This window comes from Massilia pseudoviolaceinigra (genome assembly GCF_030846505.1).
GTDB lineage: Bacteria > Pseudomonadota > Gammaproteobacteria > Burkholderiales > Burkholderiaceae_D > Telluria_A > Telluria_A violaceinigra.
Window position 1 is genome coordinate 45,952 of record NZ_JAVCWL010000038.1, and the last position, 19,095, is coordinate 65,046.

A 19,095-nucleotide genomic window follows, 5' to 3' on the forward strand; every position below is an offset into this window, starting at 1 on the left:
GTGCCCTAGCTGTTGCCGCGCACGTCGAACTCCACCTTCCAGCGCTCTTCGCCCTGGACGGCTTGCGCCACCAGTTCCAGGGTGCCGGTATCGGTGGCAACGGCGGCCAGGGTCACCGCGACCACGTCGCCCGCCTGGCGTCCTTCAGCAGGCAGGGTGGCCTGGATTTCGCCGACTTCCTGCATGTCGTCCGGATTCCAGAAGTCGAGCAGATCGCCCAGGCGGTCCTGGCGCCGTACCGACGAGCCGAAGAAGCGCAGGGTGATGGCGTGCCCGACCACCAGACCGAATTGCTGGGTCTTGAGTTGCGCTTCGATGCCTTCTTCCATGCCGAATGGCGCCACGCACAGCAGCTGGATCGGTGGCTCGAAGCCAGGTACGGCTGGCATCGACGATTCGATGGCCACATAGTAGGCGCGCGCGGTGCCGCCGCGGATGCGGATGCCCTTGCCGCGCCGCACGTAACCGTAGTACGCGGCGCCGCGCGCCACTGCCAGGTCGAGGTCGGCGCCGGTGAGCATGCGCGCAGGTTCCGCGCCTTCGCCGGCCAGCCAGTCGTTGAGGGTGGTGAGGGTGCGTTCGGCCAGCACATCCGACTTGAACACGCCGCCGTTGAACAGGACGGCGGTCGGGTGCAGGAAGCTGGCGCCTTCGCTGGTCTTGCCGGCGAAGCCTTCCAGTTCGGCCGTGGCGCCGGCCTGACGGCCCAGCAGGGCGGCCAGGTGGCGGGTGACGCCGGCATCCTGCGCATACGGCAGGCCCAGCTGGACCAGACCGCCGCGCGGGCGGCTGACCGGACGCGCCGCCGCTTCCACCTGCGGGAAGAAGCCTTCGAGGATGGTGGCGCGCACTTCTTCCTGGGTCAGTTCGGTGCGGATCGATCCGCCGATCAGCTTGGAGCCGCGGCTCGGCACCACGATCGGCTGGGTGGCCAGCTGCGCATCGCTGAGCAGGTTTTCCTTGGCCGCGCGGCAAGCGTAGGCCAGCGCGCGCATTTGCCACGCGTCCAGCTGGGTGCCGGTGGCGGCAACCTTGCGCGCTACCAGGTGGGCCAGCGCCAGGTCCATATTGTCGCCGCCGAGCAGGATGTGGTCGCCCACGGCGATGCGGTGCAGTTCCAGGTTGCCGTCGCGCTCCAGGACGGTGACCAGCGAAAAGTCGCTGGTGCCGCCGCCCACGTCGATGACGAGGATGATGTCGCCCGGCTTGGCATCCTTGCGCCAGCGTCCGCCGCTGTTCTGGATCCAGTTGTAGAGCGCCGCTTGCGGTTCTTCCAACAGGGTCAGGTTGACGTAGCCGGCCGCCTTGGCCGCTTCCACCGTCAGCTCGCGCGCGGCCGGGTCGAACGAGGCCGGAATGGTGACGGTGATGTCCTGCTCGTCGAACGGGGCTTCGGGATGGGCCGCGTTCCACGCATTGCGCAGGTGCGCCAGGTAGCGGGTGGACGCTTCCAGGGGCGAGAGTTTGGTCACTTCCGGTGGCGCGTCGCTCGGCAGGATGGCCGCGCGGCGGTCCACGCCGGGATGGCACAGCCAGCTCTTGGCGCTCGACACCAGGCGGATCGGCGTTTGGGCGCCGCGCGCGCGGGCGAATTCGCCGACGGCGTAGTCTTGCGTGCTGGTCCACGGCAGGTTCAGCGCGCCGGGCGGCAATTCATCGCCGTGCGGCATGTACAGGAAGGAGGGCAGCAGGTGGCCGTTACCGACTGCGCCGGCGTCGACCAGTTGGGGAATGTCGAGTACGCCGTGGGTGGTTTTTTCGCCATCGCTGGCGGTCAGGTCGACCCAGGCCAGGGCGCAATGGGTGGTGCCGAGATCGATGCCGATCGAGAAGTAGGCGTTGCTCACAGTTCCACCTCCGCCTGGGCCAGCACGGTGGCGTCGTGGCCGGCGGCCAGGGTTGGCAGGCGGACGTCGGCGGCGCGCCAGCCGCGGTGGCTGATGCTGCCGTTGAATGGGGCCTTGCCGACCACGTTGCCGGTCAGGCGTACGGCGCGGGCGTCGAAGCCTTCGTTCAGGGTGACGCGGCTGCCTTCGGCTTCGTCGCGCACGGGGACGATGGTGAAGTGTTCGCGCAGTACCTTGGCGCAGCCTTCATGGACCACGCGCGCGGCGGCGCCGATGTCGGCGTCGGAGAAGCCGCTCAGGTTTTCCTGGGTGAAGTCGATCAGGCGGGCGTCGCGCTGGAACAGGGAGAGCAGTTGCAGGGCGGTGTCGGGCGTGGGGGCTGCTGGTTTCGGCGCTGGCGCTGGTGCGGCGGCGACCGGGGCGACCGGTACTGGGGCCGGCGTTGGCGCGGGCATGCCATCACGCACGCGCTCGATGCGGCCGGCGAAGCCGCCATCCGACAGCGCGCCGAAAAAGGCGCCGAAGGCGATCGGAATGCGGCGCAGGAAAGAAGGCGGGTTGTTGTCCGGGGACGGGTGATTCGAATTCGGCGACGAGTCGATCATCAATTACTCCTGAGTATGCCGGCTGTGTGTCGGACTGATAGGGTTGGCCGGGCAAGGTGCATGGTGCCACGGGGCCGGAACCGGGATTGTATGCTGTGTAGGGCCTAAATTTATGCTGCGCGGCAGTATAAATCATTTGGTTACGACGCTGGTTGATGCCGCTCTGTATCATCAACGCAAAAAACTAGCCGGCGCGGGCGGCAACTGCGGTAGAAGGGCGCCTGCGCTATGATGTTCTCATCACGTCTCACGAATGACACAGCATGAATTCTATCGATAAAATTACCATTCGCGGCTACAAGTCAATTCGCTCATTGGAAAAGCTCAGGCTTAGCAATCTTAATGTGCTGATTGGCGCCAATGGTGCAGGGAAGAGCAACTTCATCAGTTTTTTCCGCTTGTTGGCGCGCCTGATGGCGAGCGAGTTGAACTACTATGTCGCCAAAAACGGTGGGCCTGAGACCTTCCTCTATCATGGCCGCAAACGCACGCCCCAGTTAGAAGCGGAAATGTATTTTGGCAACAACGGCTACAAGCTTGCGCTTGAACCCACGCAAGGAAATGGCTTTATTTTCGCTAAGGAACACTTCTATTGGGACTACATTGGCCGCGATTTTCCCCTAGGAGTTGGTCATGCCGAGACCGAGTCGGGCAATGGGCGTCATGCCAACATCGCTGCCTACGTTGTGCCATCCGTTAAGAGTTGGATCGTCTATCACTTCCACGACACCAGCGACAGTGCGCCGATGAAGCAAAGCTGCGCATTAAATGATAACGCCTGGCTGCGGCCGGACGGAGCAAATCTCGCTGCCTTTCTGTACCGCGTGCAGCAGCAGTTCCCGGATCATTTCCGCCGAATTGCCGATACGGTACGCCTGGTTGCGCCCTTCTTCGCAGAATTTCAATTGCGCCCCAATCCGCTGGACCCGAATTCGATACAGTTGGAGTGGCACGAAAAGGGCAGTGATTTTCCTTTCCTCGGCCATCAACTATCGGACGGCACGTTACGATTCATTTGCCTCGCTTCAGTCTTGTTGCAGCCGGATGAACTGATGCCGGCAACGATCCTGTTCGATGAGCCGGAACTTGGTCTGCACCCGTATGCGATTGAGCTGCTTGCATCGCTGATGCGCCAGGCGTCCAGTCAGCACCAACTGATTGTGTCGTCCCAATCAGTCGAATTGCTCAATCACTTCGACCCGGGACATGTGATTGTTGTCGACCGGGAAGATGATCAGTCCACCTTCAAACGTCTTGATGCGGCAAAGCTAAAGGATTGGCTTGACGAATATACCTTGGGCGACTTGTGGAAACGTAACGTATTCGGCGGGAGACCACGATAATGGCTGGCCACCATACGCGCGTGAACATCTTGGTTGAGGGCCAAACCGAAGAAACATTTGTGCGTGAACTGCTGGCGCCGCATTTGGCGGATTTCCAGGTGTATTTGACTCCGCGCATTATCGAAACCAGCAAAGGCCACAAGGGTGGCGTCGTTAGCTTTGGCAAAATTGTCCACCAAGTTAAACTGTGGTGCATGCAGGACCCGACCGCCAAGGTCACGACAATGTTTGATGTGTACGGCTTACCGTCGGACTTTCCTGGCGTAGGCACCTGGAACAATAATCAGTCAGCGTCGTTGCAGGTTGCTACGCTGGAAGCTAGCTTGGCTGCGAGCGTTTCCCAGCCGAACCTGATTCCTTATCTGCAAATGCATGAATACGAGGCATTGTTGTTTAGTGACTTGACAGCATTCCAATATGCAGACGTGCCGCAGGTCGTGATCGACGCTTGGCAGATGGAACTGGCCCAATGCGGAAGCCCGGAGCAGGTAAATAACTCCAAGTTGACCGCACCATCGAAACGCCTGATTGCACGCTGGCCTCGTTATGCATACGCCAAGCCGCAGTTTGGCGTCTTGATTGCACTTGAGATTGGATTGCCGCGGATTCGTCAACAGTGTCCCCGGTTCAACGAATGGGTGCAAGCTCTCGAAAGTATGTAGCGCGCTGACACGAGAATTTTTTCTCTCGTGCTAGCGCCACCGCACATTCACCATTCCCAACCTGTCAGGATGTGGAACCCGTTAATCAGCTTAGGCGTCGATGTTACCCGCGCGCAGCGCATTCGACTCAATGAAATTCCTGCGCGGCTCAACCTCGTCGCCCATCAGCGTGGTGAAAATCTGATCCGCCGCAATCGCGTCATCAATCTGCACCTTCAGCAAACGGCGCACAGTCGGGTCCATCGTGGTTTCCCACAGCTGTTCCGGGTTCATCTCGCCCAGCCCTTTGTAGCGCTGCTTGCTGACGGTGCGCTCGGCTTCGTCGCGCAGCCATTGCATAGCGTGGTGGAAGTCGTCAACCGCCGATTCCTTCATCCGCTCGCCTTCGCCGCGGCGGATAAACGCGCCTTCGCCGATTAAACCCTGGAACGTCGCCGCTGCACTGGCCAGCGTCGAGTAATCGGCACCCTGCACGAAATCGGCATCGATCGAGCTGACCTGGATATTGCCGTGGTGCATACGCTCGATGCGCAGCGCGTGTTTTTCGCTCAGGTCGTCCGAACGTACAGTCACCTTGACTGCTTTGTCGTCGATCATCTTTTCCATCGCGGCGGCCGATACCCCGGCGTTGTCCAGCGTGTCCAGATTGAGCGTGACGCCGGTCATGATGGCGGTCAGCGCGGCGCGGTCGATCACGCGCGTCAAGCGCATCATGATCGCGTTCGCCAGGTTGAACTGGCGTACCAGTTCGGCCAGCGGTTCGCCGGAAATCGGTTCGCCGCCATCGCGCGGGGTCAGCATGGCGGTATTTAACGCCACCGTCATCATGTAGCTCGCTTCTTCCACGTCATCCTTGAGATAACGCTCGTCGCGGCCCGCCTTGACCTTGTACAGAGGCGGTTGCGCGATGTAGATATGGCCGCGTTCCACCAATTGCGGCATCTGGCGATAGAACAACGTCAGCAGCAGCGTGCGGATGTGGGCGCCGTCGACGTCGGCATCGGTCATGATAATGATGCGGTGATAACGCAGCTTGTCGACGTTGAATTCGTCCGGTCCGATCGAGGTACCCAGGGTCGCGATCAGGGTCGTGATCTGTTCCGACGACAGCATCTTTTCAAAGCGCGCCTTTTCCACGTTCAGCACCTTGCCGCGCAGCGGCAAAATGGCCTGGAATTTACGGTCGCGCCCTTGTTTTGCCGAGCCACCTGCCGAATCACCCTCGACGATGTACAGTTCGCACAGCGCCGGGTCTTTTTCCTGGCAATCGGCCAGTTTGGCCGACAGACCCAAACCATCCATCACGCCTTTGCGGCGGGTCAGGTCGCGCGCCTTGCGGGCCGCTTCGCGCGCGCGCGCCGCTTCCACGATTTTGCCGCAGATGATTTTGGCGTCGTTCGGCTTTTCCATCAGGTAGTCGGTCAGCGTCTTGGCGACGATTTCCTCGACCGGGCCGCGCACTTCGCTCGATACCAGTTTGTCCTTGGTCTGCGAGCTGAATTTCGGCTCGGGCACTTTCACCGACAGCACGCAGGTCAGGCCTTCGCGCATGTCGTCGCCGCTGATTTCAACCTTGGCTTTCTTGGCGAAATCGTGCTCGTCGATATATTTGTTGATGACGCGCGTCATCGCCGCGCGCAGGCCGGTCAGGTGGGTGCCGCCGTCGCGCTGCGGAATGTTATTGGTGAAGCACAGTACCTGTTCGTTGTAGGCGTCGTTCCACTGCATGGAGACGTCGACGCTGATATTGGTGCCCTGGTCCGACAGGCGCTCACCGGTTGCCTGGAACACGGTCGGGTGCAGCACGGTCTTGGCTTTGTTGATGTACTCGACGAAGCCGCGCGTGCCGCCTTCGAAGGCGAAGATTTCTTCCTTGCCGGTGCGCTGGTCGGTCAGTTTGATGTTGACGCCGTTATTGAGGAACGACAGTTCGCGAATCCGCTTGGCCAGGATTTCGTAGTGGAATTCGACGTGCGTGAAAATCTCTTCGTCGGCCCAGAAGTGGACGTCGGTGCCGCGCTTGTCGGTTTCGCCGATGACCTTGATCGGCGAAACAGCCACGCCGTCGATCATTTCAATTTCGCGGTTTTGCGGCACGCCGCGCACGAATTCCATGTAGTGCACTTTGCCGTCGCGGCGGATGGTCAGCTTGAGCAGTTTCGACAGGCCGTTGACGCAGGACACGCCCACGCCGTGCAGGCCGCCCGAAACTTTGTACGAGTTCTGGTCGAACTTGCCGCCGGCGTGCAGTTCGGTCATGACGATTTCGGCAGCGCTGCGCTTCGGCTCGTGCTTGTCGTCGAATTTGAGGCCGGTCGGTACGCCGCGGCCATTATCGGTGATCGAAATCGAATTGTCGGAGTGGATCGTGACGTGGATTTCGGTGCAGTGACCGGCCAGCGATTCGTCAATTGAGTTGTCCAGCACTTCGAACACCAGGTGGTGCAGGCCGGTGCCGTCCGAGGTGTCGCCAATGTACATGCCGGGGCGCTTGCGCACCGCTTCCAGACCTTCGAGGATCTGGATTGACGAGGCTCCGTATTCTTCGATCTTGGCGGGGATTGCTGGTGTGTTCTCGGACATGGACTGCTTTCTCAAAAAACGATGTATCGGGTACTAAAGGTGGAAACTACTTCGACGTTCCCGCACCAAGGTGGCACTCGGCGGGAACCCAAGTTATATGCGTCGCGGGTAGCGCTGCAAACTTGGGTTCCCGCCTGCGCGGGAACGACGGGTTTAGGTTCCGGGTATTGCTTGCTGCTTAAATCCGCATCGGCATAACGACGTACTTGAAGTCCGCGTTATCCGGAATCGAAATCAGCGCCGACGAGTTCGAGTCGCCCAAGGCGATGTTGATCTGGTCGCACTTCAAATTGTTCAACACGTCCAGCAGATACGTCACGTTGAAGCCGATGTCGACGCTGTCGCCGCCGTAGTCGATCTCCAGCTCTTCAACCGCTTCTTCCTGATCGGCATTGGTCGAGCTGATCTTCATGCTGCCCGGGCTGATGATGCAGCGTACGCCCTTGAACTTGTCGCTGGTCATGATCGCCGCGCGTTGCAAGGAACGCAGCAGCTCGTCGCGGCCGATCGTGAAGTCGTTCTTGTAGCCCTTCGGAATCACACGCGTGTAATCCGGGAACTTGCCTTCCACCAGCTTCGAGACCAGCTCGATGTCGGCAAACGTCAGCTTGACTTGCGAAGTCGAAATGTCCAGCTGGACCGTCTCGTCGCTTTCTTCCAGCAAACGCTGCAATTCGATAATCGTCTTGCGCGGAATGATGACTTCCTGGCGCGTGAATTCCTGCTCGGTCTCGACCTGGCAAAACGCCAGGCGGTGGCCGTCGGTCGCCACGGCGATCACGTTGCGGCCGTCCAGCACCAGCAGCAGGCCGTTCAGGTAGTAACGGATGTCCTGTTGCGCCATCGAAAAGTGCACCATGTTGAACAGGTGCTTGAGCGTTTTCTGCGGCAGGGTGACTGTGGCGTTGTAGGTGTCCGCGACCGAGACGGTCGGAAACTCTTCCGCCGCCAGGGTTTGCAGCGCGAAGCGCGATTTGCCGGTCTGCACCGTCAGGCGCTTGTTCAGCAAGGTCATCGTCACGTCGCCCGACTCGGGCAGGGCGCGCAAAATGTCCAGCAGCTTGCGCGCGGCCACGGTGGTACCGGCCACATCGGCACCCGAGCCGATGCTGGCGTGCGTCGTGATCTGCACTTCGGTGTCCGTCGACAGGAACGAGACGTTTTCGCCGTCCTTGCGGATGAGGATATTGGCCAGAATCGGCATAGTGTGCCGACGCTCGACAATACCGCTCACGATCTGCAGTGGCCGGAGAAGGGTATCTCGGGTGGTTTTGACCAATTGCATAGTAATCCTCGGTAGAGTTGTCAGAAATGTACTGTATGGCCCGGTAAGCAGTGCCGCTACGCTGGCCGCCCCCGGCAAGCGGACTTGCCTTGAGGCTGACAACGCAACAACAGGGCCACGGTAACCTTGCTGCTAATGCTATATTTTGCCAGAAATTGCCGTCCGCACATTAATTCAGGCTTTAACCCTTCAAAGTCTGTTCCAGGACGTGCAGCTCGTGGTTGCACTCCGCGTTCTTGGTGCGGTCGAGTGCGATCTTGCGCACCGCGTGCAGCACCGTGGTGTGGTCGCGTCCGCCGAACAGTTCGCCGATCTCCGGCAAGCTCTTCTGCGTCAATTCCTTGGCCAGGTACATCGCGATCTGGCGCGGCCGCGCAATGTTCGCAGGCCGGCGCTTGGAATACATGTCGGCCACCTTGATGCTGAAGAAGTCGGCCACCGTCTTCTGGATGTTTTCCACCGAGATCTGGCGGTTCTGTACCGACAGCAAATCCTTCAGCGCTTCTTTCACCACGTCGATGGTGATGTCCTTGCCGTGGAAGCGCGAGTACGCCAGGATCTTGCGCAGCGCGCCTTCGAGCTCGCGCACGTTCGAGCGCAGATGCTTGGCCACAAAAAAGGCCACGTCGTCCGAGAACGTCACGCCTTCGGACTGGGCTTTTTTCAGCAAAATCGCCACGCGCATTTCCAGCTCCGGCGGCTCGATCGCCACCGTCAGGCCGGAATCGAAACGCGAGATCAGGCGGTCGTCCATGCCGGTGATTTCTTTGGGATACGTATCGCTGGTGATGATGATCTGCTTTTTCGCGGCAATCAGTGCCTCGAACGCATAGAAAAACTCTTCCTGCGTGCGGCTTTTGCCGCCGAAGAATTGAATATCATCGATCAGCAGCATGTCCAGCGAGTGGTAGTAATGCTTGAAGTCGTCGAAGCCCTTGCGTTGATAGGCCGTGACGACGTCGCGCACATACTGTTCCGCGTGGATGTAGCGAATCTTGGCGCCCGGCTGGTCGGCCATCACCTGGTTGCCGATCGCGTGGATCAAGTGCGTTTTACCGAGGCCCACACCGCCGTAGAAGAACAGTGGGTTGTAGCTCACGCCCGGATTGTTGGCCACCTGGATCGCGGCGGCGCGCGCCAGCTGGTTGGCCTTACCGGTGACAAAGCTGTCGAAGGTCAGGTCGGTGTTGACGCGGCTCTGTTCGCGGCGCGGCGAATTTCCGATGTTGAACATTTCGGGCGCAGCCGGATTGTCCGCCGGGCCATTGCCGGGACCATTGTTGATGGTGCCGGGCAGCGGGCCGTCGTTCGGGGCCGGATGGGGCGCGACCGGTTTTTTCGGCAGCGCGTTACGCGGGTCGAGCACGAACTGCACTTCCGTCGGCGCTTCCCAGTATTGGGAGGCGAGGGCGGTGATGCGGTTGGCGAACTGCGACTTCACCCAGTCCAGCTTGAAGCGGTTCGGTGCTGCGATGCGCAACTTGCCGTCCTCGTAGTCGAGGGCAACCAGCGGTTTGATCCACGCACTGAATTGTTGCGGCGTCAGCTCCAGTTCCAACTGCGCGGAACAGGTCTGCCAAAAATTTTCCATGAATCTTCTGTCTGAATAAGGTGTGGAGGGGCGGTTCGATGATGCTTCGCTAGCGCATGCGTTGCGAGCGGTTCGCCACACGTAACACGCTATTCTACCCGCGAAGGCCCGAGTTATCCACAGGCACGCTGCTTATTTTCGGTGCGGAGGTGACGTGGCAGAGGGGAAATAGAGGAAAGGCAAGTTGTCGTAAATTCACGTCGTTCTCGTATTCTGCGCCAGCTGCACGCACCTACCCCCACCGTCGTTCCCGCGCCAAGGCGGCCCTCGGCGGGAACGACGCGGTTGCACTGTGTTTCCCACCCAACATTTCCCCGCCCATCCACCCCAGCCAAGCCCCCAAACCACAGCCTTCCTTGACAAAAGCCAGTCAAATGAGTTCTAATCCAAGGTTCCCCGCCCGTACTCCGTGCAAATGAGTCAGCTTGCTGTGACTTGTTGGTGTGGCTTAGCGGGTAAATACGAGTATTTTTGCTGTGGCGTGACGCTGGCTTAACATCTGCGAAATGTCATTGGCGCCGAAAACTGACGGGACGTCAGACCCGATTTTGCATTTTATTTTGCTTTAAGCGAGACCACCATGAAACGTACTTACCAACCTTCCGTCGTTCGTCGCAAGCGTACGCACGGCTTCCGCGCACGTATGGCTACCCGTGGCGGTCGCGATGTGCTCAATGCACGCCGCGCCAAGGGTCGCAAACGCCTGGCTGTATAAGTCTGGCACTTACTGCTCGATCGCGGTTGGCTATGACTAGCGAAGGTTCACACGACTTCGCGCGCGTTCGGCGTATCGTTAAAACGGATGAATTTTCATCCGTTTTTCGTTTGCGCCCTGCCCAAAAAACAGCCCATTTCGTGCTCTACACCCGCTCGAACGACTTGCCGCATGCGCGGCTCGGCGTGGTCGTGGCCAAGCGCTTTGCGCCTCGTGCCGTCACCCGCAATACGATCAAGCGCGTGACGCGCGAGCTGTTCCGCATGGCGCCGCTGCCTCCCGTCGACTGCATCGTGCGCCTCGCGCGCCCGGTCAACACCAAGCAAGGCCCGGCCACCACCGCCGCGCTCAAGGCGATCCTGCGCGCTGAAATTGCGCGCCTGTTTTCGTCCCAAGCGCCACGTAGTGCGTCACCTGGTGCGCCGCGCGATGCGACACCCGACGCGGCAAGCGAGCCGAAAGCGTCCCCATGAATACCCTGCTCGTCTGGTTATTGCGTGGCTATCAGCTGATGTTATCCCCGATGCTGGGGCAGCGCTGCCGCTTTTACCCGACCTGCTCCAATTATGCGATCGAAGCGATCCGCACCCACGGCGCCGCGCGCGGCAGCCTGCTGAGCGCGCGCCGCCTGTGCCGCTGCCATCCGTGGGATGATGGCGGATTCGATCCGGTGCCCCCCGCGCGCCCGAAGAATTCTTCTACAGCCGCTTGCGGCTGCAACCACTCCTGACCAATACCTCAATGGAAATCAATAAACGTACTATCCTGTGGATCGTGTTTTCCGTCTCGCTGGTGGTTCTCTGGAACGACTGGATGGTAGCGAACGGTAAACAGTCCATGTTTTCCGCCGCGCCGCCTGCGAAGACGGCCGTGGTCGCCACCACCGCACCGGCCACCAGCCTGCCGGCGGCCGCCGCTGGCGTCGCCGGCGTGCCTGGCGCCGCCGCGCCGGCCGCTTTCAAGGGCGAAACGATCACCATCACCACCGATGTCATGAAAGTCGACATCGATACCGCCGGTGGCGTGATCAAGCGTCTTGAATTGCTCAAGTTCCGCGATTCCATCGACAAGACCAAGAACCAGGTCCTGTTCGATGTGACGCCCAAGGGTATCTATGTCGGCCAGACCGGCCTGATCGGCAATGTGGCGGGCGCGGCGATGCCGAGCCATGAAACCGGCTTCGTCGCCAAGTCCGGTCCGCGCGCGCTCGACAGCGCCAATGAAGTCCAGCTGGTGCTCGAAGCCGAGCAGGCCGGCGTCAAGCTGACCAAGACCTTCACCTTCAAGCGTGGCGATTACCTGATCGGCATGCGCCACGATGTCGCCAACGTCGGCACCGCGCCGGTCAATCCGTCACTGTACGTGCAGTTGCTGCACCACGGCAACAAGCCAGAGGGCGAGTCCTACTTCAATTCGAGCTACACGGGCCCGACGATGTACACCCCGGGCGAGCACTACCAGAAGCTGACGTTCGAAGCCATCGAGAAAAAAGGCCATGCCGAGCACGCCACCAAGGCGAACGATGGCTGGGTCGCCATTTCGCAGCACTATTTCGTCTCGGCTTTCCTGCCGCCGGCAAACAAGCCGCGTGATATCTTCACCAAGAAGATCGACACCAATCTCTACGCCATCGGTACCCTGATGCCGCTGGGCACCATCGCCCCTGGCGCGAGCGTGTCGAGCGACGTGCGCCTGTATTCCGGCCCGCAGGACGAAAACAAGCTGGCCACCATCGCGCCGGGCCTGGAGCGGGTCAAGGATTATGGTTTCCTGACCATCATTGCGCAGCCGATCTTCTGGGTCATGGACCAGATCCATAATGTCCTGGGCAACTGGGGCTGGACCATCATCGCCTTCACCATCCTGATCAAGCTGCTGTTCTTCCCGCTGTCGGCTGCCGGCTACAAGAGCATGGCGCGCATCAAGGTGGTGACGCCGAAGATGCAAGCCATCCGCGAGAAGTACAAAGGCGACCCGGCCAAGATGAACCAGGCCACGATGGAACTGTACAAGACCGAAAAGATCAATCCGCTGGGCGGCTGCCTGCCGATCCTGGTCCAGATGCCGGTCTTTATCGCCCTGTACTGGGTGCTGCAGGCGTCCGCCGAAATGCGCGGCGCCCCATGGATCGGCTGGATCACCGACCTGACCGCGCCCGACCCGTACTTCATCCTGCCGGTGCTGTACGCGATCTCGATGTTCATCACGACCAAGCTGAACCCGGCCCCGGCCGATCCGATGCAAGCGAAGATGATGCTGTTCATGCCGCTGGCGTTCTCGGTCATGTTCATCTTCTTCCCGTCGGGTCTGGTGCTGTACTGGGTAGTCAACAACATCTTGTCGATCGGCCAGCAATGGGTGATCACCAAGAAATTTGAAGACGCCGCAGCCAAGAAATAAGCGTTAGCCGCGCTCAAAAAAGCCCGTGTTCCCCACGGGCTTTTTTTATGCCCGCGCGCGCGCCAACACAATGCCGCCAGCCTGTTGCGGCAATTAAATTACAATCACACCTATGAAACTCGATACTTCCCCCATCGCCGCAATCGCCACCGCACCGGGCCGCGGCGGCATCGGCGTCGTGCGCGCCTCCGGCAAATCGCTGGCGCCGCTGCTGGCCGTGCTGTTTCCGGATGTCACGTTGAGCGCGCGCCGCGCGACCTATATTCCTTTCAAGCAGGCCGACGGCAGCGTGATCGACCAGGGTATCGCCCTGTATTTCAAGGGCCCGCACTCGTACACCGGCGAAGACGTGCTCGAACTGCAGGGCCATGGCGGACCGATTGTGTTGCAGATGCTGCTCGCACGCGTGCTCGAAGCGGGCGCCGAATCCGGCTTGCGCCTGGCCGAGCCGGGTGAATTCACGCGCCGCGCCTATCTGAACGACAAGCTCGACCTGGCCCAGGCCGAAGCGGTCGCCGATCTGATCGACGCCTCCACCGAGGCCGCCGCCAAGTCGGCCACGCAGTCGCTCTCCGGTGCCTTTTCCAAGACCATCAATACCCTGGTCGAGCAAACCATCGGCCTACGCATGCTGGTCGAAGCGACCCTTGATTTCCCGGAAGAAGAGATCGACTTCCTCGAAAAGTCCGACGCGCGCGGCCAGCTGGCCGTCATCGTGGCCTCCCTGGAGCGTGTGTTCCAGCAGGCGGCCCAGGGCGCGCTGCTGCGCGAAGGGCTCAACGTGGTGCTGGTCGGCCAGCCCAACGTGGGTAAGTCTTCACTTCTCAATGCCCTGGCCGGGGCCGACGTGGCCATCGTCACCCCGATCGCCGGCACCACGCGCGACAAGGTCAGCGAAACCATCCAGATCGAAGGCATTCCGCTTAACATCATCGACACCGCGGGCATCCGCACCATCGATGACGCCGTGGACGTGGTCGAACGCATCGGCATCGAGCGCACCTGGGGCGAAGTGGCCAAGGCCGATGTCATCCTGCACCTGCTCGACGCCGACCAGGGGCCGACCCGGGCCGACGACGCCATCGTCGCCGCCTTTCCGGCCGGCGTGCCGGTGCTGCGCGTGTGGAACAAGATCGACCTGTCGGGCCACAAGCCCTCGGTCAACCCGACCGAGGAAGCGACCAATATCTATCTGTCTGCGCATGAGCACGTGGGCATGGACTTGCTGCGCGCGGAATTGTTGCGCATCGCCGGCTGGCAACAGACCGGCGAATCGCTGTTCCTGGCGCGCGAACGGCATCTGATCGCCTTGCGCTCGGCGCACAAGCACCTGGCGCTGGCGGGCGAGCATGCCGCGCAAAACGACCAGTCCCTCGACCTGTTCGCCGAGGAATTGCGGCTGGCGCAGGCGCAGCTGTCGAGTATCACCGGCCAGTTTTCGTCGGATGATTTGCTGGGTGTGATTTTCAGCCGCTTTTGTATCGGTAAATAGGTTACCGGCCAGCGCCACAGCGTTATTTTTAATGATTTCCCTGCACGAAAAGGCTTCAACATGGAATTACCACGCACCCTGGATGAACTGCGCAGCCGTTTCAACGCCGGCGAATCGTTTTCGTTTTTGCAGTTCTGGGGCCACACGCCCGCCAAGGACGGCAAGATCACGCGCAGCTGCTTCAGCCAGTGGTACGAAGCCCCGTTCGAGCTCGACGGCGACCGTTACGCCACCGCCGAGCACTTCATGATGGCCGCCAAGGCGCGCCTGTTCAACGACGAGCCCACCCGCGCCAAGGTACTTGCCGCGCCCACCCCCGGCGCCGCCAAGGCGCTCGGCCGCGGCGTGGCCGGTTTTGTCGATGCCGACTGGCTGGCGCACCGTTTCGATATCGTCTGCCGCGCCAACGTCGCCAAATTCGGACAAAACCCGGCCCTGCGCGAGTTCCTGACCGGTACCGGCGCGCACGTGCTGGTCGAAGCCAGTCCGGTCGACCGCATCTGGGGCACCGGCCTGGCCGCGGCCGATCCCCGTTCGGAAGACCCGAACCAGTGGGAAGGGCCGAACCTGCTCGGATTCGCCGTGATGGAAGCGCGCCGGCAGTTGCAACAGGCATGACCGCCCGTTCCGTTGTGTTGTGAATGTGCATCAGTTATCTCTATAGCAATGAAACTAATGTTGCTATAATGCTCAGCTGATCGACACAATGACAACCGAAGGGATGTGTATGAAGAAGTATTTTCGCGCCGCAGCTATTCTGCTAGTGCAACTGGCAGCCTTGCCTGCTTTTGCCGCGCCCGCGATCGCGACGCCTGTCTGCGATATTCTGCCAAGCGCGACCATCGCGGCGCTGATCGGCATGCCGGTGGTCGGCAAGGAAGCCAGCACGGGGATGTTCTCGGAAGCATGTGTGTTCACGACGGCGGCCGCCAAGCAAGGTCCATCCATGTTCATCATCGAGCAATACACCAAGCCGCTGCCGGCCGGCGCCGAAAAAGACATGGTGATGACCACGCCGTCCAGCCAGGTGATCCCGGTCGCCGGCCTTGGCGACGAGGCGTGGATGAATAGCTACACCAGTGAATTGCTGGTGCGCCGCGGCAGCGCAGTACATAAGATTATTGCCCGTGCGGTCGAGTGCGAAAAGCTGGCCGATGAAACGTACAATGAGCAGGACGTGCGCTGCACCGCCAAACGGGTCGGCATACTGAAGCAGACGGCAGCGGCGATCCTCGCGCGATAGTTTTACACCGGCAAGCGGCAAGCCGCACCGGGCCGCTTGCACGGTGCGCGCATGAGTCCGCTCATTTGATATAGTGGCTCATTCGCCGCATTTCCAGGAGTGGCTGCCCGATGATCCCCATTTGCCCCGCCGACGATGCCCACGTCAAGCCGGTTGCCGCTTGCGTGCAATGCAGGAATAACGACGAACTGGGTTTCGATTTCGAATACGCCTACCAGCCGATCGTTCACCTGCGCCAGCGCGCCATTTACGCGCACGAAGCGCTGGTGCGCGGGCCGAACGGCGAATCGGCGTATTCGGTGCTTTCCAAGGTCAACGATACCAACCGCTACATGTTCGACCAGGCCTGCCGGGTGCGGGCCATTCGCGGCGCGGCCGAACTGGGCATCGCCGAGCTACTGTCGATTAACTTCCTGCCGAATGCCGTGTACCGGCCCGAAGCCTGCATCCGCAGCACCTTCAATGCGGCGCGCGAATATGGCTTTCCGATCGAGCGGATTATCTTCGAGGTCACCGAAAGCGAACAGGTGATGGACCGCCCGCACCTCGTCAATATCTTCGAGGAGTACCGCCGCTTCGGTTTTCGCACCGCCATCGACGATTTCGGCGCCGGCTATGCCGGCTTGAACCTTTTGTCCGAATTCCAGCCCGATATCATCAAGATCGACATGCAGCTGGTGCGCGATATCGATACCAGCCCGGCCAGGCAAGCCATCGTGTCCGGGATCGTGAGCATCTGCGCCAAGCTGGATATCGCGGTGCTGGCCGAAGGCATCGAAACGCCCGGCGAGCGCGATTTCCTGCGCGATGCCGGCGTGGACCTGATGCAGGGCTATCTGTTCTGCCAGCCCGCGTTCCGCGCGATCGGCGTGGTCGATCCGGCCGCCTGGAAGTAAACTAAAAAATAATCAAAAAAGCTGTCGATTTCGCGATGGCTGCTTCGTCGTCGTAGTAGCAACCCACTCTTCAAGGAGAAAACGCTATGCTCGACACGCCGTATATCACCCGTACCGACCCGGTGCAGGCGGCCGTCATTCGCCTCGACATTCCACGCGCCGAGATCGTCCACGTGATGGGCCCCGGCATGGCCGAATTGCTGGCCACGACCGCGGCCCAGGGCAACGGCCCTGCCGGACGCTGCTATTCGCACCACTTCAGCATGCAGCCCGACCGTTTCGACTTTGAAATCGGCGTTCCGGTGTCCGCGCCGGTCACGCCAGCCGGGCGCGTGCAGCCCGGTGTACTGCCGGCGGCGCGGGTGGCACGCGCCGTCCTGCATGGGCCCTACGACGCCTTGCCCGGCGCCTGGGGCCAGCTGATGGCCTGGATCGAGGCGCAGGGCCTGAGCAAAGCGCCTGGCCTGTGGGAAGTGTACGTCAGCGGTCCGGATCTCGATCCCGATCCATCCACCTGGCGCACGGAACTTAACCAACCATTGACTGACTAACCAATATACGCAAAGGAGAATCTCCATGAGCACGCAAGCCGTCCAACGTATTCCCGAAGACATGCACACCGTTACCCCGCACATCGTGTGCGCGGACGCCGTGTCGGCCATCGATTTTTATGTCAAGGCCTTCGGCGCCACCGATACCGGCAAGATGCTGGCGCCGAATGGCAAGCTGATCCACGGAATGATCCGCATCGGCGATTCCGCCATCATGCTGGCCGAAGAAACGCCGGAGTGGGGTTCCATCGGCCCCCTGACCCTGAAAGGCTCGCCCGTCACCCTGCACCTGTACGTGCAGGATGCCGACGCGGCATTCCAGCGCGCCATCGACGCCGGCGCCACCGCCGTCATGCCGCCGGCCGACATGTTCTGGGGCGACCGCTATGGCGTGGTCAAGGACCCGTACGGCCACAGCTGGTCGATCGCCCATCACGTGCGCGACATGACCATGGAAGAAATGCAGGAAGGCGCGGCCAAGGCCTGCGGCGAACCCGGCGCATGACAGGAGACCGACCATGCGATTCATGATCATCGTCAAGGCCAGCCCCGAGTCCGAGGCTGGAAAAATGCCCAGCGAAAAGCTGCTGACCGAGATGGGCAAATACAACGAAGAATTGGTCAAGGCCGGCGTGATGCTCGCAGGCGAAGGCTTGCACCCGAGTTCGCGTGGCGCGCGCGTCCAGTTTTCGGGCAACAAGCGCACTGTGGTCGACGGGCCGTTTGCCGAAACCAAGGAGCTCGTTGCGGGCTTCTGGCTGATTCAGGTAAAGTCGAAGGAAGAAGCGATCGAGTGGGTCAAGCGCTGTCCGAATCCGATGGAAAGCGATTCCGAGATCGAGATCCGGCAAGTGTTTGAGGCGGAAGATTTCGGCGCCGAATTCACGCCGGAGCTGCGCGAGCAGGAAGAACGATTGCGCGCGCAGCTGTAGTCCATGCCGTTCCTGCCCTTCCCGCCCATCAGGCGGGAAGGGCGGTTCATCGGCACGATTCGTTCACTGCGCCCCCACCTGGAGAACACCATGCGCTACATGCTCTTGCGGCGATCCGACCCGGCCCACGAAGCCGGCCTGCCCATCTCGCCCGCCGGCCGCGCGGCCCTGGTGGCCTACACCGGCGCCATGGCGGACGCCGGCATCCTGCGCGCCTGCGAGCACTTGCTTCCCAGCGCCAGCGGCGTGCGCCTGAGCATCGCCGACGGCCGCGTGATCCGGACTGACGGTCCTTTTGCGGGTGCGCACGCGCTCATTGCCGGCTTCGCCGCGATCGATGTCGCATCGAAAGGCGAAGCGCTGGAATGGGCCGCGCGCTGGCCGCCGGGCGAGGCGGGCGCCGCCGAGGTCGAGGTGCGCGTGAGCGGCTGCCCGGATGGCTGCGCCGACGTCCACGCGGCCGAGCAGCCCGGTGCGTCCGGCCAGCGCTACGCCATCCTGCTGCGTTCCAGCGTCGACCTGGAAAATGAAGCCCCGGTCGCCCGCGCCCGGCTTGACGCCCTGGACGCCCATAATGCGGCCGAGGCGCGCGCCGGCGTGCTGCTGGGGGCCGACGGGCTGCGCTCGAGCGCATTGGGCACGCGCGTCAGGCTGGCGTCCGGCAAGCTGACCGTGGTCGATGGCCCCTTCACCGAAATCAAGGAAATGATCGCCGGCTACTGGCTGATCCGCGCCCCGTCGCTGCAGGACGCTATCGCCTGGGCCACGCGCAATCCGTATCCGGTCGGCCCGCCGGTCGAGGTGGAAATCCGCCAGCTGGCCGAGCTGCATGACGGCGCCGCCGTCTTCACGCCCGAGTTGCGCGCCGCCGAGCAGCACATGCGCACTCATCAGCTCGACGCCGGCATGCGCGCGCAGCTGGCCGGCGCGCCCGTGCCACGCTAGCCGAT

19 protein-coding genes are annotated in these 19,095 nt (G+C 61.5%); 14 read left to right on the top strand and 5 right to left on the bottom strand.

Annotated features, from left to right (window positions below):
* Positions 1 to 5: 5 nt before the first annotated feature.
* Together RBA40_RS28240 and RBA40_RS28245 are read right to left on the bottom strand one after the other, a co-directional pair.
* Positions 6 to 1,847, bottom strand: a complete 1,842-nt coding sequence (locus tag RBA40_RS28240; protein ID WP_306651776.1) for an Hsp70 family protein — start codon at positions 1,845 to 1,847, stop codon at positions 6 to 8.
* Positions 1,844 to 2,452, bottom strand: coding sequence for a DUF2760 domain-containing protein (locus tag RBA40_RS28245; RefSeq protein WP_306651777.1), 609 nt, complete (start codon positions 2,450 to 2,452; stop codon positions 1,844 to 1,846). The genes RBA40_RS28240 and RBA40_RS28245 overlap by 4 nt, the downstream gene beginning before the upstream one ends.
* Before the next feature lie 263 nt (positions 2,453 to 2,715).
* Here RBA40_RS28245 and RBA40_RS28250 point away from each other — a divergent pair, with 263 nt between their 5' ends.
* Positions 2,716 to 3,795, top strand: a complete 1,080-nt coding sequence (locus tag RBA40_RS28250; RefSeq protein WP_306651780.1) for an AAA family ATPase — start codon at positions 2,716 to 2,718, stop codon at positions 3,793 to 3,795.
* Positions 3,795 to 4,457, top strand: a complete 663-nt coding sequence (locus RBA40_RS28255; RefSeq protein WP_306651781.1) for a DUF4276 family protein — start codon at positions 3,795 to 3,797, stop codon at positions 4,455 to 4,457. The genes RBA40_RS28250 and RBA40_RS28255 overlap by 1 nt, the downstream gene beginning before the upstream one ends.
* A gap of 90 nt (positions 4,458 to 4,547) precedes the next feature.
* Here the strand turns inward: RBA40_RS28255 and gyrB are convergent, their stop codons facing one another.
* From gyrB to dnaA, 3 genes are all read right to left on the bottom strand, one after another.
* The gene (gene gyrB / locus RBA40_RS28260) at positions 4,548 to 7,040 is read right to left on the bottom strand and encodes a DNA topoisomerase (ATP-hydrolyzing) subunit B (RefSeq protein ID WP_306651783.1); all 2,493 of its coding nucleotides are present in this window, start codon (positions 7,038 to 7,040) and stop codon (positions 4,548 to 4,550) included.
* 178 nt (positions 7,041 to 7,218) lie between these two features.
* Complete coding sequence (dnaN, locus tag RBA40_RS28265) at positions 7,219 to 8,325, bottom strand: DNA polymerase III subunit beta (RefSeq protein WP_054265133.1); 1,107 nt, start codon at positions 8,323 to 8,325, stop codon at positions 7,219 to 7,221.
* A 181-nt stretch (positions 8,326 to 8,506) separates the two neighbouring features.
* Complete coding sequence (gene dnaA / locus RBA40_RS28270; protein WP_054265132.1) at positions 8,507 to 9,916, bottom strand: chromosomal replication initiator protein DnaA; 1,410 nt, start codon at positions 9,914 to 9,916, stop codon at positions 8,507 to 8,509.
* Positions 9,917 to 10,496: 580 nt separating this feature from the next.
* Here dnaA and rpmH point away from each other — a divergent pair.
* From rpmH to RBA40_RS28330, 12 genes are all read left to right on the top strand, one after another.
* Positions 10,497 to 10,631 carry a 50S ribosomal protein L34 gene (gene rpmH, locus RBA40_RS28275; protein ID WP_010401996.1) on the top strand — a complete coding sequence of 45 codons (135 nt, stop codon included), beginning with the start codon at positions 10,497 to 10,499 and terminating at the stop codon, positions 10,629 to 10,631.
* Between the two features lie 32 nt (positions 10,632 to 10,663).
* A complete protein-coding gene (gene rnpA / locus RBA40_RS28280; RefSeq protein ID WP_306651785.1) occupies positions 10,664 to 11,104 on the top strand; it encodes a ribonuclease P protein component in 441 nt (146 codons plus the stop codon).
* The gene (yidD, locus tag RBA40_RS28285; RefSeq protein ID WP_099872682.1) at positions 11,101 to 11,361 is read left to right on the top strand and encodes a membrane protein insertion efficiency factor YidD; all 261 of its coding nucleotides are present in this window, start codon (positions 11,101 to 11,103) and stop codon (positions 11,359 to 11,361) included. Before rnpA ends, yidD begins: the two co-directional genes overlap by 4 nt.
* Before the next feature lie 11 nt (positions 11,362 to 11,372).
* Positions 11,373 to 13,031, top strand: a complete 1,659-nt coding sequence (yidC, locus tag RBA40_RS28290) for a membrane protein insertase YidC (RefSeq protein ID WP_306651787.1) — start codon at positions 11,373 to 11,375, stop codon at positions 13,029 to 13,031.
* A 112-nt stretch (positions 13,032 to 13,143) separates the two neighbouring features.
* Complete coding sequence (gene mnmE / locus RBA40_RS28295; RefSeq protein ID WP_306651789.1) at positions 13,144 to 14,523, top strand: tRNA uridine-5-carboxymethylaminomethyl(34) synthesis GTPase MnmE; 1,380 nt, start codon at positions 13,144 to 13,146, stop codon at positions 14,521 to 14,523.
* 60 nt (positions 14,524 to 14,583) lie between these two features.
* A complete protein-coding gene (gene ybiA / locus RBA40_RS28300; RefSeq protein WP_306651791.1) occupies positions 14,584 to 15,141 on the top strand; it encodes a riboflavin biosynthesis intermediates N-glycosidase in 558 nt (185 codons plus the stop codon).
* 109 nt (positions 15,142 to 15,250) lie between these two features.
* A complete protein-coding gene (locus RBA40_RS28305) occupies positions 15,251 to 15,766 on the top strand; it encodes a hypothetical protein (protein ID WP_306651793.1) in 516 nt (171 codons plus the stop codon).
* A 110-nt stretch (positions 15,767 to 15,876) separates the two neighbouring features.
* Positions 15,877 to 16,662, top strand: a complete 786-nt coding sequence (locus tag RBA40_RS28310; RefSeq protein WP_306651794.1) for an EAL domain-containing protein — start codon at positions 15,877 to 15,879, stop codon at positions 16,660 to 16,662.
* Positions 16,663 to 16,748: 86 nt separating this feature from the next.
* The gene (locus RBA40_RS28315; protein ID WP_306651796.1) at positions 16,749 to 17,213 is read left to right on the top strand and encodes a GyrI-like domain-containing protein; all 465 of its coding nucleotides are present in this window, start codon (positions 16,749 to 16,751) and stop codon (positions 17,211 to 17,213) included.
* A gap of 25 nt (positions 17,214 to 17,238) precedes the next feature.
* Entirely contained in the window at positions 17,239 to 17,718 is a 480-nt protein-coding gene (locus RBA40_RS28320) for a VOC family protein (RefSeq protein ID WP_306651798.1), read from the top strand.
* Between the two features lie 13 nt (positions 17,719 to 17,731).
* Positions 17,732 to 18,145, top strand: coding sequence for a YciI family protein (locus tag RBA40_RS28325; protein ID WP_099872656.1), 414 nt, complete (start codon positions 17,732 to 17,734; stop codon positions 18,143 to 18,145).
* 90 nt (positions 18,146 to 18,235) lie between these two features.
* Complete coding sequence (locus RBA40_RS28330; RefSeq protein WP_306651800.1) at positions 18,236 to 19,090, top strand: YciI family protein; 855 nt, start codon at positions 18,236 to 18,238, stop codon at positions 19,088 to 19,090.
* The last annotated feature ends 5 nt before the right edge of the window (positions 19,091 to 19,095 follow it).

Bases quoted from the DNA above. Each gene is read 5' to 3' on its own strand.
- RBA40_RS28245 (WP_306651777.1), bottom strand. From the start codon at position 2,452: ATGATCGACTCGTCGCCGAATTCGAATCACCCGTCCCCGGACAACAAC.
- RBA40_RS28250 (WP_306651780.1), top strand. From the start codon at position 2,716: ATGAATTCTATCGATAAAATTACCATTCGCGGCTACAAGTCAATTCGC.
- RBA40_RS28255 (WP_306651781.1), top strand. From the start codon at position 3,795: ATGGCTGGCCACCATACGCGCGTGAACATCTTGGTTGAGGGCCAAACC.
- gyrB (WP_306651783.1), bottom strand. From the start codon at position 7,040: ATGTCCGAGAACACACCAGCAATCCCCGCCAAGATCGAAGAATACGGA.
- dnaN (WP_054265133.1), bottom strand. From the start codon at position 8,325: ATGCAATTGGTCAAAACCACCCGAGATACCCTTCTCCGGCCACTGCAG.
- dnaA (WP_054265132.1), bottom strand. From the start codon at position 9,916: ATGGAAAATTTTTGGCAGACCTGTTCCGCGCAGTTGGAACTGGAGCTG.
- rpmH (WP_010401996.1), top strand. From the start codon at position 10,497: ATGAAACGTACTTACCAACCTTCCGTCGTTCGTCGCAAGCGTACGCAC.
- rnpA (WP_306651785.1), top strand. From the start codon at position 10,664: ATGACTAGCGAAGGTTCACACGACTTCGCGCGCGTTCGGCGTATCGTT.
- yidD (WP_099872682.1), top strand. From the start codon at position 11,101: ATGAATACCCTGCTCGTCTGGTTATTGCGTGGCTATCAGCTGATGTTA.
- yidC (WP_306651787.1), top strand. From the start codon at position 11,373: ATGGAAATCAATAAACGTACTATCCTGTGGATCGTGTTTTCCGTCTCG.
- mnmE (WP_306651789.1), top strand. From the start codon at position 13,144: ATGAAACTCGATACTTCCCCCATCGCCGCAATCGCCACCGCACCGGGC.
- ybiA (WP_306651791.1), top strand. From the start codon at position 14,584: ATGGAATTACCACGCACCCTGGATGAACTGCGCAGCCGTTTCAACGCC.
- RBA40_RS28305 (WP_306651793.1), top strand. From the start codon at position 15,251: ATGAAGAAGTATTTTCGCGCCGCAGCTATTCTGCTAGTGCAACTGGCA.
- RBA40_RS28310 (WP_306651794.1), top strand. From the start codon at position 15,877: ATGATCCCCATTTGCCCCGCCGACGATGCCCACGTCAAGCCGGTTGCC.
- RBA40_RS28315 (WP_306651796.1), top strand. From the start codon at position 16,749: ATGCTCGACACGCCGTATATCACCCGTACCGACCCGGTGCAGGCGGCC.
- RBA40_RS28320 (WP_306651798.1), top strand. From the start codon at position 17,239: ATGAGCACGCAAGCCGTCCAACGTATTCCCGAAGACATGCACACCGTT.
- RBA40_RS28325 (WP_099872656.1), top strand. From the start codon at position 17,732: ATGCGATTCATGATCATCGTCAAGGCCAGCCCCGAGTCCGAGGCTGGA.
- RBA40_RS28330 (WP_306651800.1), top strand. From the start codon at position 18,236: ATGCGCTACATGCTCTTGCGGCGATCCGACCCGGCCCACGAAGCCGGC.